The organism is Roseibium aggregatum, from assembly GCF_017309185.1.
Classification (GTDB): Bacteria; Pseudomonadota; Alphaproteobacteria; order Rhizobiales; family Stappiaceae; genus Roseibium; species Roseibium aggregatum_B.
On record NZ_JAEKJZ010000007.1, the window covers coordinates 281,484 to 296,153 of the forward strand.

Consider the following 14,670-nt stretch of genomic DNA (forward strand, 5'->3'; position numbering starts at 1 on the left):
TCTCCGCAAGGTGCAAAAATCCACGCAAGTTCAGAACGATAGGGAGTGTGCGCACATTGCGGACTTTGGCCACACATTGCGAAACACAACAAAAAGACCAGCAAAAACAACCGACCGACCCAAGCGCACCTTGCGCCCTTTTATCTCGCCATCCCCCGGCCGCGTCACACGCCGCCGGCCCTAATTTGCTCACTCCTGCGCAGATGCACTCCAGAGTGCGGGCTCCGTCGACCGCGCTCATCGAAAACCCTTCCCGGAAGATCTGGAGACAAACAGAGTTTCAGCCGCCCCGGAACGGTTGTCCTTGTGGTCCGTTCCAGCTGCATTCGGTGCTGCACTGGACCTGCCGTCGAATTGCTGCCGGTTTGCAGATGCGTCGGTGGATTGATGATCGGGAAGAAGCGATGCACCCCACCAACCTGGGAAACAAGCGGATGCACCGCCGGCGTCCGGGAGCGGGTAACCGCCGAGTACCGGGGCGAGCAGCGCGACATAGGTCCGCGTTTCGGATGGCAACGCTCGACACGTTTCCAGATAGGCATCGTAACGAACTGGTCCGGCATTATAAGCGGCCAGCATGCCGGTGATATTGCCGTATCGGTCGAACATCTCGCGGAGATACGCCGTGCCCGCGAGGATGTTGTCGCGCGGTTCATACGGATCGGCGCTAAGGCCGTATCGACCGCGCATCTCCTCCCAGGTTCCGGGCATCAGCTGCATCAGTCCCATGGCGCCGGCGGCGGAGACGGCATTCGGATTGCCGTCGCTTTCCGTGTCCAGGACCGCTCGGATCCAATGCGCCGGAATGCCAAAACGCTGTGAGGCCTCAGTGATGAAAGCGGCACATGGATCACTTGCCGCTTGCAGCATGGACGTCTCGGCTCTTGCCGATTCCGCATAAGTTGAGGCGCACTCGAGGAACAGGCCGGTAAGGACAAGAGGGATTGCATGGCGCACGGCATCACTCCTCACCGCTCGACTGGGAAGGAGGGCGACGGTTCGGTGATTGCTCGAAGCGAGCGGGCTCGTCAGTCCAGACCGGCTTGAGTTTTGCGGAAATCACAGTGACCGGGAGCGGCCCGAAATACCGGCCATCAAAACTGTCTGGCGCGTTCGGGTTCATGAGAAAGATTTCGCCCTCGCCAAGCCCGCGGCAGCCCTGCCAGCGCGGCAGAGAACGGCCCAGCCGGTCGCGTTCCCGCGCCTGTCCATACGGCTTGCCCCCGACGAAGATCGTCGCACCCTTGCGGCAGACACCGGTTCCGGGCAGCGCAAGCACGTGCTTGATCAACGGCACACCGCGCGGAAGGTAGCTGCGCTTCGCGAGGAAGTCGGCGAGATCCTGCGGCGGCGCGACTGCGACAAGGTCACCGACGTTCAGCGTACCCAAGGGCCGCGCAAAATAGAGCCCGACCGGCACACTGGCCGAGGCATTCCAGATGAAGCGGGGTTGCCAATCGAAGAAGACCGGCGCCAGGATGAGCGCCGAGGACAGAACAGCCGGCCCGAAGATGAAGTTGTGTCTGCGCATCACTGTACTCGCCGCCGTTTGAGCCAGGCATGATGCTCGGGCCGCGTATAGGGATGGGCTTCTTCGCCAACGGTCAGCCGGTTGTGGAGGTGCCGCCAGTAGTCCGGCGATGCATAGGCCGGATCGATGGCAAGCGCCTCGATCGCATCGATCGCCTGCAGTACCCGCTCGACCTTCGGCCAGCCGTGGATCTTCAGAAGCAATTCCCCACCGGGCCGCACGAAGGGCAGGGTCTGGTAGGGTGCACCGCGTCCAACCGCACTCAAGATATCGATGCGCGAAACCACCGTGCCGTAGCCGTTCGCCGCCCATCGGACAAAACAGAAGATCGAGCCGGGCGCGAAACCGACGATGCGGTCGCTGCCGTTGAGAATGTGCTCATAAGACTGGTGGCCGAAGCGGATCCAGTGCTCGATCTTGCCTTTTTCCCAAGTGAGTTCGACCAATGTCATCTCCGAGGTGACGTCATCAGGCAAGGGATTGCCCATCCATCTGCGGCGCGGTTTCTCACTCATCGCTTCTCTCCGTCGGTGATCGGGAATTCGCGCGCGAAGAGATCGCGCAGCATGTCGGCAACCGTGACCCCGCGCTGGAAGGCAACGATCTTGATCCGGGCGCGCTGATCGGGTGTCACGTCGATGGTGAGGCGGGCGGTAAAGCCGTTCGCGGCTGTGGCATTTGATTTGCTCTCAGCCGACTTGATCCAACGTTCGGGATCAGCCGGCCGCGATGCAAATCCTTGGCGGTTGGACTGATTGCTCATGACCCAGGCCTCTCGATCCCGAGCCTGTCTATCTCCGACACCAGCGCTGCGATTTCCTTGGCCCCAGGTGTGTCCTTATCCAGTTCGCTGACGAGCCGGCCGGACTGCACAGCGCTCGCAAAGGCAACACGCTGACCGATGGTTTGGGTGAGGACTGGCGGGTCGTTGTCGGAGAGAGCTTCAGCCGTATCGCGGGCGATGACGGTCCGGGCGCCGCAGCGATTGAGAACGAAGCGCGCTATCAGCTGCGGCCGGTAGATCCGCGCCTCGTTGACGAGCGCCAGCATCTCCGCCGACGCCCAACCGTCGAGCGGCGATGGCTGTACCGGAATCAGAACCAGATCGGCAGACAGCAGCGCCGAGCGCATCAGACCGGCGACACGGGGCGGTCCGTCGATGACGACATGATCAGCGTTCTGGGCGAGCTCCGGAGCTTCCCGGTGAAGCGTGTCGCGGGCAAGCCCGACAACCCCAAACAGTCTCGGCAGACCTTCCCGGCTGCGAGCTTCCGACCAGTCCAAAGCCGATCCTTGCGGGTCCACGTCGATGAGCGTGACGCGCTTGCCGCGCCGCGCCCATTCTCCGGCGAGATTGAGAGCCAGCGTCGTCTTGCCGACACCGCCCTTCTGGTTGAGCAGCGCGACGATCATGACGCTGCTCCGCGACACTTCGGGGACTTATCCGCAGATCTTGAAAACCGCGCCGGCGTTAGAAGAATTCCGAAGGAATTCTGGTTAGGTAAGTTACGGAGCGCATAAGCTGTTGGCTTTGCCTCGAAATTCGGTGATTTCGGTCCCCGATAGCACGAGGATCGGGTCCCCGATGGCACGATAGTTTGGGTCCCTGATAGCACGAGTGAATTCACAGCTTTCCCCCAGAGCAAGTGTTGGCGTGGCGTTGATGGCGCGCGCGGGGGACAGACGCCTCACCGGTCGGAGCGAAAGACAGGCGTGGTGGCGCATCGAGTGATCTGTCCAGTTCCAGGCGATAGCCCGGCAGAGGCTGCCGGCGGACAATGTCACGCAGGTCGTAGGTGAAGTGCTTGAGCGGTGAGAGGCTGCCGGACTTGGCGTGCAGATGCGTGAGCGAGAAGCTCCAGCCATGTTCCTGGCGGCCACCGTGTTTGCGCACGAGCCGGTAAAGCCAGCGCTCGAGACCGCCGGTCAGGCTGAAATACGCACGGTCGATGGTCAGCACGAGCGCATCTTCGAGAACCGTGGCGTAGAACCAGTCGGGAAGGATCAGTTCGAGGCCGAGGGGGCGTCCACGATGATCAGCCCTTTCCTTCCACTCGTTGATCCAGGAAAAGCGATGCATGCGCCGTTCGGTTGGCTGACGGATTGAGGTCGCGACAGTGGTCGACTGCAGCCGGTCGAGAGCGGATTTGAGCCGGTCGTAGTCCCGTCGACTGACGCCCCGGCCGATGAAGGTCAGGATCTCGTAAGGAGTGGCCGCCATCAGGCGCGAGGTCCGAAGACCGGCGTCACGTGCTTCGACGATCTGCGAGGCAACCCAGATCAGGATATCCGCATCCCAGATTGTCGCCATGCCATGCTCGGCGACGGCTTCGACGCGGATGACGATTGGCCCCGCCTTGAAATCGATCGGCTTCAAGCGCCTGGATTTGGCGAGCGAAAAGAAAGGATAGGCCATCAGATCCTGCGCATCGCGCGGGGCAAGGTCCCCGGGGAGTGCCTGGAAGAAGTCGAGCTGACTGTGAGGCGAAGGCGCTTTGTGGTTCACCACGGCACTCCTCATCGCACGGCGCGGCCGGAACCGCTTGCCTGCTGCGCATTATGGCGCTTGGCCGGAAGCACCTGCCCGCTCGGATCAGACGTGGAGGTAACAGCGCCACGGTTGGCCCAGGTTTGAAGATCTTCGAGCGAATAGACGACACGGCCACCGAGCTTGCGATAGGCCGGCCCCGTTCCATAGGTTCGATGCTTTTCGAGCGTGCGGCCGGAGAGGCCTAGAAAACGGGCAGCTTCGGGGGTGCGCAGAAAGCGCGGCGGCATTCCGGCGAGCGGATCGGGCATGGTCGAACCTCCAGGAATTGGTGAGCACCGCTGGTCAGCAGCGGCCGATGGAGGTCACGATGGCGGAGTGGCAGGGCGGAGGGGGAGTGCGAAGATGAGGATACGAAAATCGCACCCCTCAAAAGCTTATGGGCTTTCTATCGGCGGAGAAGATCCAGATAGCCGCCGGCAACCATGGTGAGGCCGTCCCGGACAAGCCTTATGGTCGTGTCGCGAAGGGGAGAGGTTTTCCAGGGCTCTGACGCCACCCGCCTGGCCCCGAAGAGGCTTTCGGCGATCTCCCTGTAGGACGTTCCATTTGAGCGGCCATCGACCGACCGCAGCATGGATTTGAACCGATGGCGTTTCTGCGGGGTGAGACGACTGTCCGCGCCGATCTCTCTGCCTTCGAGGAAATCAAGCAATCGCCCCATTGCCCTGTGCTGGGCGCGAGCCCCATCGTCTAATGGAGACAAGATAGACAGCGGATATTCGGTAAAGCGAGAGTCCTGAAGCAGAAGATGGAGGGATTTCCGCCCTTTTCCGAGGATGACATGCATCCCATCAGGGGCCTGGCGGGTGATCCCGTTGCGGAGGGTTTGAATAGTGAGAAGGCCGGGTTCGTCCGATCTGAATCCGATGTCCGCTGATTTCAGGATGACCTTCGACCTATCAGCAGCCGGTTCCCAGTGAATGGGTTCATCCAGAGCCGTCAAATCCGGACTTGTTGCGAAACGAGATCCCCCAGCGCGCGCGGAGCAATGTGTCCATCTCGTCAGGAGACCTCCCTTCGGCTTTCAGTTCGGCAAACTCGCGTTGATAATTGGAATTTCGTCTGAGCCCTTCCCAACAAAGGTCGGGGACACTCGAATCTTCAAAATACTCGTACGCAGCGGCTGATCGCCACTGCGAGACATCCGGCACCATCGGCAACCTCCTGAAATGCAGGAAAAATGCAATTGGAGGCCGGAACCATCATAAGTTGTAGTGAGGATGGGAACCCCTTGGGTCGGGAGAACATGATGCGCGGAATGCATCGCCAAAGGAGGTCAATTCCCCTCGCCTTCTGCCAGCAGCAGCCGGTAGCCGTGTTCCGTCATCCATTGCGCGCGTGCCAGGTGGCTGTCGTGGATGCACCTTGCCCGCTCGGGTTCCCTGTCCGGATCAAGGCCGAACAGAACCTGGACGGCTTCTGTCCAGTCCGCCCCATCAGCCTTGGCGTCCAGGAGACGCATATAAAGCTTGAAGTGCTTCCGATCGTAATCGGTGAGTTTATCTGTGTCCGGTGCCTGATCGAGAAATCCCGGCTCAGTCATCGCGCGTCCCCCTTAACCTCGTGCCGCTTTGTATGCGGTGGTGCCCATGTCTTTGTAACAATAATTGAGAACGGTTGTAAGGTGCGCTACATGCATCGTGTGATGCATGTAGCGCATCGGAACGGGCGAAAAACAACGAATTCGTCCCCCGATAACCGCCGATTACACAGAGATTTCTGCGCAGGCGTACGAATCCAACCCGAGGATCAAGCCCGTTGAAGTTCGTTTGTAGAGAATACTCCGTGGCGAAATACTCTTCAAGGCGTTGCTCTCGGTTTTATGGAAATTCGAGAGGTGTTCGCACGAAACCTGAGAGCTTTGCGGCAGGCTAAAGGCCTGTCACAAGAGGAACTTGCGCATCGGGCAGGGATTGATCGGACCTATATCAGTGCCCTGGAACGCAACGTGTATAACGCCAGCATTGATGTCGTTGACAGATTGGCACAAGTGCTCGGCGTGGAAGCCGCGCAATTGCTGAAACGACCTTCCGCTGGTACCGAAGATTCAAAGTCCGAGCGTGACCTTTAGGGAGCTGTCTAAACTGCGATTTCTCAACGCACGGATACACTAAGGGCAGCAGGTAGTGACCGCCAATTGGATGAAGCCTTCGATGGCCGCATCGCTAATCAACCTGAAAAGCGCTCTTCACTTCGCCGCGGCCCACCAATTTCGAGAACTTCCTGTAGTCAGAAAACTGATAGCGCCAACGGCCGGCGACAATAGCATGGTGGACGCCGGCGTTCTGAGCAGCATTTAGTATTGCCTCGGCTCGGCTGCTCTTATTGAGTTTCGCCCATACTGCTGGTGGAATTAGTGCCTCTTGGGCAAATGAATCCGCCTCTGCTTCGATTTCGTCAGAACTTGCCACGTCCAAGTCATCGAGGATCACCTGACGTTCTTCCTTTAGATGGCATGAAACGTGTGCGAATTCGTGTAGCAATGTGAACCAAAAGTTGTCTAAACGGTCGTGACGAAGGGTTAAGGCTATTACCGGCACTCCATCCGCCCGACACATAGCAGCCCCATCAAGGAACGTACCAGGTAAGTGTTCTAAGACTACAAGTATAATACCCATGCGCTCCAATGTTTGTATGAGCTGATCGTGCCAGTCCGGCAATGTGCTTAACTGGGCTAGTTCGCGTGCTGCCTGGGCTGGGTCATTTATTTTTGCTTTCTTCTTAACGGAAGCCTCTTCTGCTTTCAGCAGTACAGCGGCGCACCACGCCTCGAGCGCGGCCATATCAGTCTTTGCATTGGTGCGTTCTGTCCGGGTTTTGCGCAACATGGCGACCGCAGGCGCCGAAGGAGCAACTCGATTAAGAAATTCAGTAAGTGACTCTTTTGCTCTGATGAAGCCAAGACTCCGGAGTTTTTCAACAGCCGCCTTTGAGGTAGTAGATGGCCGTGCTGAGGGCTCGTGTTTAAAATTGCCAACAAGCGATGCCACGGGAATTCCCAAGTGGAAATGCAAAGCACGGATCTGATCGACAGTAGGCTGACGTACACCACTGAGTATTTCGGATACTCGAGACTTGCTTCCTAAATATGGCATCAGATCGCGAGGCGCTATTCCTGCTTGGGCCATACGAAAACGAATTGCCTCAGCGGGTGTCGCTGCCTCTATGGCGTGCTGTGATCGTTCCCAACTTTCAATAACAGCCTGCAATACCTCCAGTTCGTCGCGATCATTTTGATCATCGCTGCCGAAAAGAGATGCAGCGAGTTTCAATGCGGCTTGATAATCCTTTTCGGTGCGTATGGGGCGAATTCTCATGCCGCCTTGCTCCCAACTTTGCCGGCGTTTGCAGAGCCTGCGTATTCAATGAGTATCATTTGTAACTCGCAATCTGTGAGGAGATCTACTCGGTAGGCATCACCGAGCGGGATTTGGATCTTGTTGCCGCTTATTGTTGCCAAAGGGTACCGGCTGGCGACCTCATCAATGGAGCACCAACTTCCGGATTCAAGCTCCGCGATCAGAGCCCCTACTGCACCATCAAGTTCGTCGCGGGCGCGAAGCGATAGTTCTCTCAGCCTCGAAATCCCCATTAGTTTCATGACGAGTTGCCGCTCCAGTCATAATAGTTCCCATATTGGGAACCTTGGTTGATTTCGATGCCGACTCATGGCATACGGTTAATCGTTCCACGAAATGGAACTAACACACTATCGCATCGAGGCCAAGAGGTTCGCTCCGCCCGCCTTTGCGTTCATTGTCGGAGCATCTTGGAGACGGCAAATGACCGCACCTAACAAGGATTGCTCACACGATAGAGGCAACGTTCGAATCGAAATCGCGGACACAGACCTCATCTTCCGCGAAATCGAACTCGACACTGATACGCCGACTGGCGGGAAGATCTCTAAGGCCGCAGGCTTCAGCGTCGATGAACGTGCTTTCGTGCTGCAGTGGATGAACGATGGGGACTTTGAAAGCCTTCGCGTCCAAGAAGAGGCGGACCTCGAGAAGGGCACAAAGTTCATCGTGACGCAGGCCGACAGCTCCAACCGCATCGCGATTGACGGCAATGAAGTTGACTGGCCGGACGACAATATTTCGAGTGCAACCGTCCGGAAGCTGGGAAAGATCCCGGATGAAAAGCAGCTCTTCATCGAGCGGAGCGAAGAGCCTGACAGGCGGCTGAAGGACGGGGACGTAATCAAGATCGGCAAGCACGGGATCGAGGTGTTCAAGAGCCGTGAACCCAAGGCTTGGCTTTTGAACGTGCAGGGGAAGCGGATCAAATCCGAGACGCCGACCATTCCCGTCGTCGAAGCATTGACCCGTGCCGGTTTCGACCCGAATGCATGGATCATCATTCTGAAAGTCCAAGGACAGCCGAAGCGGCAGCTTGATGTGAATGATACTATTGACCTGAGTGCGCCAGGTATCGAGAAAGTCCGTCTGACGCCGAAGGATGTAGGCAACGGCGATGCGAGGCCTTCGCTCCGCCGTGACTTCGCTCTTTTGGAAGCGGACGAAAGCTTTTTGGGCGAACTAGGGCTGCTATGGGAGACCAAAGAAATCACCGGCCAGCACTGGTTGATTATTTACGATTATCCTGTTCCAGAAGGATACTCGCTTACGACAGTTACTCTCTCTCTGTTGGTTCCGCCGACCTATCCGAAGGCCGAGATCGACATGTTCTTCGTTTACCCGCCGCTGGACAAGGCGACGGGTGGCAACATACCGGCAACAGAGACACGCCGCTCGATTGATGGCCTTCCGTTCCAACAGTGGTCTCGGCATCGCGGCCCCGGTTCGCGTTGGCATCCTTGCCGGGACAACGTCATGACGCATCTCGCGTTGGTAGAGGCTGCGCTGAACAAAGAGGTTGATCAATGAAGCCTAACGTAACTCTTTCCCTTGCAGGCTCCACTCACGCTCGCCTCATGAAACATCTTTTGTCGGACGACGGTAAGGAAGCTGCGGCTATACTTCTATGTTCTGGTTCGCCGCTACCACGCCGCCGCCTGATTGTGCGGCAGGTGATTCTCGTTCCGCACGAAGCCTGCCGACATCGCAGTTCCAGCGCCATCGTTTGGCCGGGAAAATACATCGAGGATGCAATCGACGCCGCGGAACAAGATGGTCTCAGTATCATCCTTCTGCACTCACATCCCGGCGGGTGGCTTGACTTTTCTGCAATTGACAACGCCAGCGATGCTCAGGTTATCCCTTGCCTGTTCGAAGCATTTGGCGACCAACATGGGTCTGCCGTCATGACGCCTGACGGAGCTATCAGAGCTCGACTTTACTCGTCAGATATGAGCTGCGAGCCTGTCGACCTTGTGACGGTTGCTGGCGACGATATCCAGTTCTGGTGGAACGACCAGATTTCAGATGGAGTCCTGGCGAAGCGTCCGCTCCCATTCTCCAGCAATATGGCCTGTGAGCTCAATCGTCTCTCTGTGGCTTACATCGGTGTTTCCGGAACCGGTTCGATTGCTGCCGAGCAGGGAGCCCGAGTAGGCTTTGGCAGTTTGACGCTGGTCGACCCCGACAGGGTGGAGGGGAAGAACCTTAACCGAATACTCAATTCCACAATGGATGACGTGTCGAAAGCACGTTTGAAGGTTGAGATGTTCGCCGATGCCATAGCAACTTTCAGGGGGATAGGAGTGGCTTTCCCCGTGGCGCTCACAATCGCGGACCGCACTGCTATCGAGGCCGTTGCCCAGTGTGATGTCATTGTTTGTTGCGTAGACAGCCAGGAGGGGCGCCAGTTCGCGGACATGATTGCTTCGGCTTTTTTGATCCCTCTGTTCGACGTTGGGGTCGTCATTCCCACATTCGTTGATGATGGCGCGACTGCAATCGCCGATGTTTGCGGTCGTATCGATTATATCCAGCCGGGTGGTTCAACGTTGTTTGATCGTGGTGTCTACACACCTGCAGGACTACGTGCTGAATACCTTCGCCGTGTTGATCCGGATGCGTACCGAGATGAATTGGAAGCGGGCTATTTGAAGGGCGTTGTCGAAGAAGCACCCTCGGTAATCACATTGAATATGAGGGCGTCTTCCGCTGTAATGAACGAGTTCATCGCCCGCGCATATCCGTTCCGCCAGGAGCCGAATAGGCTCTATGCACGCACCTTGTTTAGCCTTGCGGCCTGCGAGGAAGATCACTTTGCCGAAGATGATTTCGAACACGGTGATGACGAGTTGTTCGGCCGTGGTTCTGCGGAACCGCTTCTAGGTCTGCCGTGTTTCCATCGTTCGAGGAAAGACGCAGCATGAGGTTCTTCAAATGGCTTCGTCGGACCTGGGACAAGCATGGTCCCACCCGCAGAATTCGAATTGTTGAAGGAGATGAGCTTCCACAAAGGTTACCTCGTCGCGACCTCATTCTGACACAGGATGATGGGGACGACTGGAGTGTCGGCATGCGCTGTCCTTGCGGATGCGGGGAGGTTATCGAGCTCATGTTATTGGAAGAAGCGAGACCTCGTTGGGACCTAAAGACCGACGAGAATAACCGGCCAACTTTGCATCCATCCGTCTGGCGGCGCAAAGGTTGTCGGTCACACTTTTGGGTTCGGAAGGGACATATTTTTTGGTGTGAATAAATTCGAGAGCTGCCCGGCGGCTTACGCCGCCGGGCCTTTGGCCTCCCGCCTCAGAACAGCACGTCATCGTCGTCGATGAGCTTGCCGTCCTCGTTCTCGGTCTGCTTGGCCCGGCTCAGGAAATCGACCGTCTCGGCGATGATCTCGCAACCGTAGCGGTCGACGCCCGCCTGATCGGTCCATTTGGTGTAGTGGATGCGGCCCCGGACCATGACCTTCATGCCCTTCTCGCAATATTCCTGCACCGTCTTGCCTAGGCCGTTGAAGCAGGTGATGCGGTGCCATTCGGTGTCCTGGACGCGGTGACCGTTTGCGTCGCGGATCACCTTGCCCTCGGAGTAGCGCGGGCGCGAGGTGGCAAGGGTGAAGTGGGTGATGGAGGTGCCGCCCTGGGTGGTGCGGGTTTCCGGGGTCTGACCGATATTGCCGGCGAGGATGACGATGTTCTGCATGTTCAGTCTCCGTTGCTTCAACCGGAGGGACCGTCCCTCCGGTGATGCCCGGCCAAGACCGTCGGGAGGGGCCTGCACGGATGTCTTGCGCATCCGCTCGACCCCGAAGGCGGGACGTGGTGCGGGCAGGCGCGGCACGCGCCAACACGGGTTCCGCCGCTGGGGTTGCCGGCCGAGACAGAACGGGCTTAGGGGATCAGCAAAGAGGAGGGACAGGTTTTTCGGGAAAGCGTCTTCGGAGACCCGATGCGGAAACATCATGCCAGGTGGCAGAAATCATCTGCAGCCCGGGCTACTCACTCCCAATGTCGGTGACGGGCCACTTCGTCAGTCGGCACATGCGACGTGACTTCCACGGTAAGAGGTGATTGCACGAACGTCTCCGGTCTTGGTCCCCTGGCACCCATCCTGCCGGAAAGCAGCGAGGGACCGCTCGTAGGTGGCGGAAATGCGTGAAGTTTGTGTCCGACAGGGCGGCAGCACTCGCCAATACATTCCGGCACGCGACACCCTCGGACACTGAAGCGATTGTCGCCCCATCGAATTCCAAAGCCGACCCGGGCCGGCCAGAACGAGTTGGAGGGGCAAAGGCCGGTTATTGCTCCACTGGGAACGGAAAGCCCAAAGGTCCTGACGACAAAGCTCGGCACCTGGATCGTGCAAAGCCCGTCACCTCAGCAGGCTTCCTGCTCACGTCTAGTTACCGCGACAGCACATCCTCGCCTAGCGCGCTGAGATTGATCATCGCAGCGACAGCCACGATCAACCCGCAAATGCCGCAGAGGAGGTTGAGCACGATCGCGGAGTCGAGGGCGTATTTCATGAGTCCATGGGCCAGCGCATAGCCCGCGACCGCCGCCGGCGCGGCGAACATCGCCAGCGCCGCGAGGCGCAGAAACGGGTGCCTGGCAAAGCCCAGGACCGCGATCACCAGACCGACGGAGAGTGCAGCGCTACCAAGTGCGGCGAGCGCCGACAGGCTAAATCCCGCGCCAGTAGAGTGAACATGCTGGAACGCCGCGATCCCGACCATGACCGGCAGCGCGTAGATCGCGAAGTTGAAAGCGAGCACGCAGAGTGCGACGGAAAGAGAGATGGCGAGCAGAATAAGCGTCATGACAGCCTCCGGCGTCAGTGATTTTTGAGGGATCACGTCAGGCTGCCGATGGATACGCTCCGCCTGCGACTATGCTGCTTCGCCGGTTCTGCAAGTCTTCGCATTTGACTCCAGGACGACGTCCGGGGTCAAGGGTGTCGGAAACGAAAAGGGGGCGCTCACGCACCGCCCTCGTATTTCAGGACCGGGATGCCGAGCTTCCTTGCCTTGTCGGCGAGGTTTTCCTGGATGCCCGTGCCGGGGAAGACCAGGACTCCGATCGGAAGCGCGTCCAGCATTGCGTCGTTGCGCTTGAAGGGTGCTGCCTTAGCATGTTTGGCCCAGTCGGGGCGGAAGGCCACCTGCGGCACCTTGCGATGGTCCGCCCAACGGGAGGCAATGAGCTCAGCGCCTTTCGGCGATCCGCCATGCAGCAGCACCATGTCCGGATGCTTGGTATGGACCTGGTCGAGCCTTGTCCAGATCAGGCGGTGGTCGTTGAAGTCCACCCCGCCGGTGATCGCGACCTTCGGCCCCTGCGGCAGCAGCATCTCGGCCTCGGCCCGGCGTTTCGCGGCCAGGAAATCCCGGCTGTCGATCATCGCCGAGGTGAGATTACGATGACTGATGCGCGAGCCATTGCGGGGTTGCCAGGGTTTCCCCTGATGACGCTCGAAGCCTTCGACGGCAAGATCGCGGAAGAGCTCTAGTGCGTTCCGCCGCTCGACCAGGCTCTGCCCCTCGGCTGTCAGGCGCTCCAGCTCGACGGACTTCACCTCCGAGCCGTCCTGTTCGCGCTGCAGCCGGCGCTGCGCCTGCTCGTTATCATCGAGTTCCCGCTCGGTGCGCGTCGTGGCGCGGTGGAAGAGATTGACCGTGCCCCAGAGCAATTCGTCGAGTTCGGGTTCGAGGCGCGTATCACTGAGCGTCGCGATCAGGGAGTCGAAGATGTCGGCGACGGCGCTGGCGACCATGCTGTCCTCAGGGAGCGGCCTCGGATCTGGTTCGTCCTCGAACGGACGCCAGCCGTAAAGCTGAAGTTCGGTGAGGACGTGACCGGTTTGGGAAGAGCTGTGGACAGGTTCGTCGGCTGCCGTATCGTTTGAAAAGGTCATTTCGGGGCTCCTCGTCGGGTGAGCCGCGCCCATCGCGGCCTTCGTGGCAGCGACCAGCCCACGGGCGGGACGGCCGGGCAGCCCGAACACAAGCGAGGGTCCTGATGGCCAAGACCGGCTATTTTGTCTCGCGATGCAACGCGCGCCTCTGGTGCGCAGCGGAAAATAGCCGGAGCGCGGCCATTGCCCGGCCGTCCCGTTTGTGGGCCGCCTGCCCTCTCAAGAAGGCCGTGGGCGGCGACTTTCACGACAAGAGGAAGACCGGGAGGACCGGATATGACAGGAGGACGGCAACCGGCCCGCCACAGTCTTGGCCTGTTGCGCCCTCACCCCGCCAGGAAGCGCGCCACGTCGTCGGGATGAAGCTGAAGACGCAGCCGCTCCCGGAGTATCCGAATGCCATCTCGTCTGAGATCGTCATTGAAATCGCCCAGCCTCGGCGACAGGACCAAGGCCTCGATCCCGGCCTCTGCGGCTCTGGCCAGCAATGTTTCCCGCGCGCCCGCGCCCGCCGGATCGCGGTCACGCAGGACATAGAGCCGCCGGAGACCCTTCGGGAACAGGATCGCGGTGAGATGGGCCGCCGAAAGCGCCGCCAGCACCGGCAGTCCGGGCAGAGCCGAGCGGACCGACAGCACCGTCTCGATCCCTTCGCCGGCGGCGAGAACATCCTGTGCCACTCCAAACCGCACCCCATGGCCAAGCAGGTCTCCCATGGCCCGCCTCGGCGTCTCGACATCCGCCTTGTCAAAACCGTTTGCGGCGAGCCAGGTGCGATGCGCGCCGGTCTGGCGCCCGGCGAGATCGGTGACGGCGGCGACCATCGCCGGGAGCCGTCTGGTCGCACCGCAGCCCTCCGGCCGGTAGTAGCAGGCCGGATGGAACCGCAGGTTGGCGGTTTCGTGCAAAGCCGTAATGCCGCGATTACGGAGATACGTTTCCACGGGTGTTCCGGCGATCGGCTGAGACATGGCAAAGAGCCGCCGTGCGGCCGCGGCAGAACCGGACGGGACCGGTGACGGTGGCCGGGACTGCTTTTCCGACTCCCCACGCGGCAGGTTCAAAAAGCGGCGAGCCTCCTCGGCGACATCGCGAAAGTCGGTCAACCCGCAGCTTTCACGGATGACATCGAGGAGATCACCATGTTCGCCCGTCGCGGCATCGGTCTTATGTGGAACTGCACATAAGACCGAACATGTTGCGTTGCGGTTTATGTTGCGGCTGGGGGCTGCTTCCCTGTTCTGGGGGATTAACCGAGAACCTGCGCAACATAATATCAGATGGCGGGGGATCGGGTGATGCCTTGCGAT

18 protein-coding genes and 1 pseudogene are annotated in these 14,670 nt (G+C 59.3%); 4 read left to right on the forward strand and 15 right to left on the reverse strand.

The genetic code is table 11. The features are described 5' to 3' along the window. Positions 1-237: 237 nt before the first annotated feature. The 10 genes from JF539_RS25415 to JF539_RS25460 form a co-directional block, all read right to left on the reverse strand. A complete protein-coding gene (locus tag JF539_RS25415) occupies positions 238-870 on the reverse strand; it encodes a lytic transglycosylase domain-containing protein (protein WP_207143825.1) in 633 nt (210 codons plus the stop codon). A gap of 91 nt (positions 871-961) precedes the next feature. After that, positions 962-1,531, reverse strand: a complete 570-nt coding sequence (locus tag JF539_RS25420) for a S26 family signal peptidase (RefSeq protein ID WP_207143928.1) — start codon at positions 1,529-1,531, stop codon at positions 962-964. Continuing rightward, positions 1,531-2,046: a DUF2840 domain-containing protein gene (locus tag JF539_RS25425; protein WP_207143827.1), complete on the reverse strand. Its 516-nt coding sequence runs from the start codon at positions 2,044-2,046 to the stop codon at positions 1,531-1,533. The genes JF539_RS25420 and JF539_RS25425 overlap by 1 nt, the downstream gene beginning before the upstream one ends. Continuing rightward, complete coding sequence (locus tag JF539_RS25430) at positions 2,043-2,294, reverse strand: hypothetical protein (RefSeq protein ID WP_207143830.1); 252 nt, start codon at positions 2,292-2,294, stop codon at positions 2,043-2,045. Before JF539_RS25430 ends, JF539_RS25425 begins: the two co-directional genes overlap by 4 nt. Beyond that, on the reverse strand, positions 2,291-2,944 hold the full coding sequence (gene parA / locus JF539_RS25435; RefSeq protein WP_207143833.1) for a ParA family partition ATPase: 654 nt from the start codon (positions 2,942-2,944) through the stop codon (positions 2,291-2,293). The genes JF539_RS25430 and parA overlap by 4 nt, the downstream gene beginning before the upstream one ends. Positions 2,945-3,155: 211 nt before the next feature. Next, entirely contained in the window at positions 3,156-4,052 is an 897-nt protein-coding gene (locus tag JF539_RS25440) for a replication initiator protein A (RefSeq protein WP_207143835.1), read from the reverse strand. Further along, on the reverse strand, positions 4,049-4,330 hold the full coding sequence (locus JF539_RS25445) for a helix-turn-helix transcriptional regulator (protein ID WP_207143836.1): 282 nt from the start codon (positions 4,328-4,330) through the stop codon (positions 4,049-4,051). Before JF539_RS25445 ends, JF539_RS25440 begins: the two co-directional genes overlap by 4 nt. 137 nt (positions 4,331-4,467) lie before the next feature. Then, entirely contained in the window at positions 4,468-4,869 is a 402-nt protein-coding gene (locus JF539_RS25450) for a DUF2285 domain-containing protein (RefSeq protein ID WP_207143930.1), read from the reverse strand. A gap of 139 nt (positions 4,870-5,008) precedes the next feature. Continuing rightward, positions 5,009-5,236, reverse strand: a complete 228-nt coding sequence (locus tag JF539_RS25455; RefSeq protein WP_207143839.1) for a transcriptional regulator domain-containing protein — start codon at positions 5,234-5,236, stop codon at positions 5,009-5,011. Between the two features lie 122 nt (positions 5,237-5,358). Then, positions 5,359-5,625, reverse strand: a complete 267-nt coding sequence (locus JF539_RS25460) for a DNA -binding domain-containing protein (protein ID WP_207143842.1) — start codon at positions 5,623-5,625, stop codon at positions 5,359-5,361. A 279-nt stretch (positions 5,626-5,904) separates the two neighbouring features. Here JF539_RS25460 and JF539_RS25465 point away from each other — a divergent pair, with 279 nt between their 5' ends. Then, positions 5,905-6,153, forward strand: coding sequence for a helix-turn-helix domain-containing protein (locus tag JF539_RS25465; protein WP_207143844.1), 249 nt, complete (start codon positions 5,905-5,907; stop codon positions 6,151-6,153). Between the two features lie 94 nt (positions 6,154-6,247). On the opposite strand, the gene JF539_RS25470 is transcribed toward JF539_RS25465, so the two are convergent. Continuing rightward, positions 6,248-7,399 carry an ImmA/IrrE family metallo-endopeptidase gene (locus JF539_RS25470; RefSeq protein ID WP_207143847.1) on the reverse strand — a complete coding sequence of 384 codons (1,152 nt, stop codon included), beginning with the start codon at positions 7,397-7,399 and terminating at the stop codon, positions 6,248-6,250. Positions 7,400-7,864: 465 nt separating this feature from the next. Between JF539_RS25470 and JF539_RS25475 the strand changes: the two genes are divergently transcribed. The 3 genes from JF539_RS25475 (at position 7,865) to JF539_RS28075 (ending at position 10,697) form a co-directional block, all read left to right on the forward strand. Continuing rightward, positions 7,865-8,971, forward strand: coding sequence for a multiubiquitin domain-containing protein (locus tag JF539_RS25475; RefSeq protein ID WP_207143850.1), 1,107 nt, complete (start codon positions 7,865-7,867; stop codon positions 8,969-8,971). Then, on the forward strand, positions 8,968-10,368 hold the full coding sequence (locus tag JF539_RS25480) for a ThiF family adenylyltransferase (protein ID WP_207143853.1): 1,401 nt from the start codon (positions 8,968-8,970) through the stop codon (positions 10,366-10,368). The genes JF539_RS25475 and JF539_RS25480 overlap by 4 nt, the downstream gene beginning before the upstream one ends. Positions 10,369-10,514: 146 nt before the next feature. Then, complete coding sequence (locus JF539_RS28075) at positions 10,515-10,697, forward strand: DUF6527 family protein (protein ID WP_236042675.1); 183 nt, start codon at positions 10,515-10,517, stop codon at positions 10,695-10,697. Positions 10,698-10,747: 50 nt separating this feature from the next. On the opposite strand, the gene JF539_RS25485 is transcribed toward JF539_RS28075, so the two are convergent. From JF539_RS25485 to JF539_RS25500, 4 genes and pseudogenes are all read right to left on the reverse strand, one after another. Then, positions 10,748-11,149 (reverse strand): single-stranded DNA-binding protein, encoded by a 402-nt coding sequence (locus JF539_RS25485; protein ID WP_207143854.1) that lies wholly within the window; start codon positions 11,147-11,149, stop codon positions 10,748-10,750. Positions 11,150-11,849: 700 nt separating this feature from the next. Then, positions 11,850-12,266 carry a hypothetical protein gene (locus JF539_RS25490; protein ID WP_207143857.1) on the reverse strand — a complete coding sequence of 139 codons (417 nt, stop codon included), beginning with the start codon at positions 12,264-12,266 and terminating at the stop codon, positions 11,850-11,852. 158 nt (positions 12,267-12,424) lie between these two features. Next, the gene (locus JF539_RS25495) at positions 12,425-13,360 is read right to left on the reverse strand and encodes a DUF2493 domain-containing protein (RefSeq protein WP_207143860.1); all 936 of its coding nucleotides are present in this window, start codon (positions 13,358-13,360) and stop codon (positions 12,425-12,427) included. Between the two features lie 326 nt (positions 13,361-13,686). Continuing rightward, positions 13,687-14,526, reverse strand: a pseudogene (locus tag JF539_RS25500) (DUF7146 domain-containing protein); the annotation flags it as partial. Between the last annotated feature and the right edge of the window lie 144 nt (positions 14,527-14,670).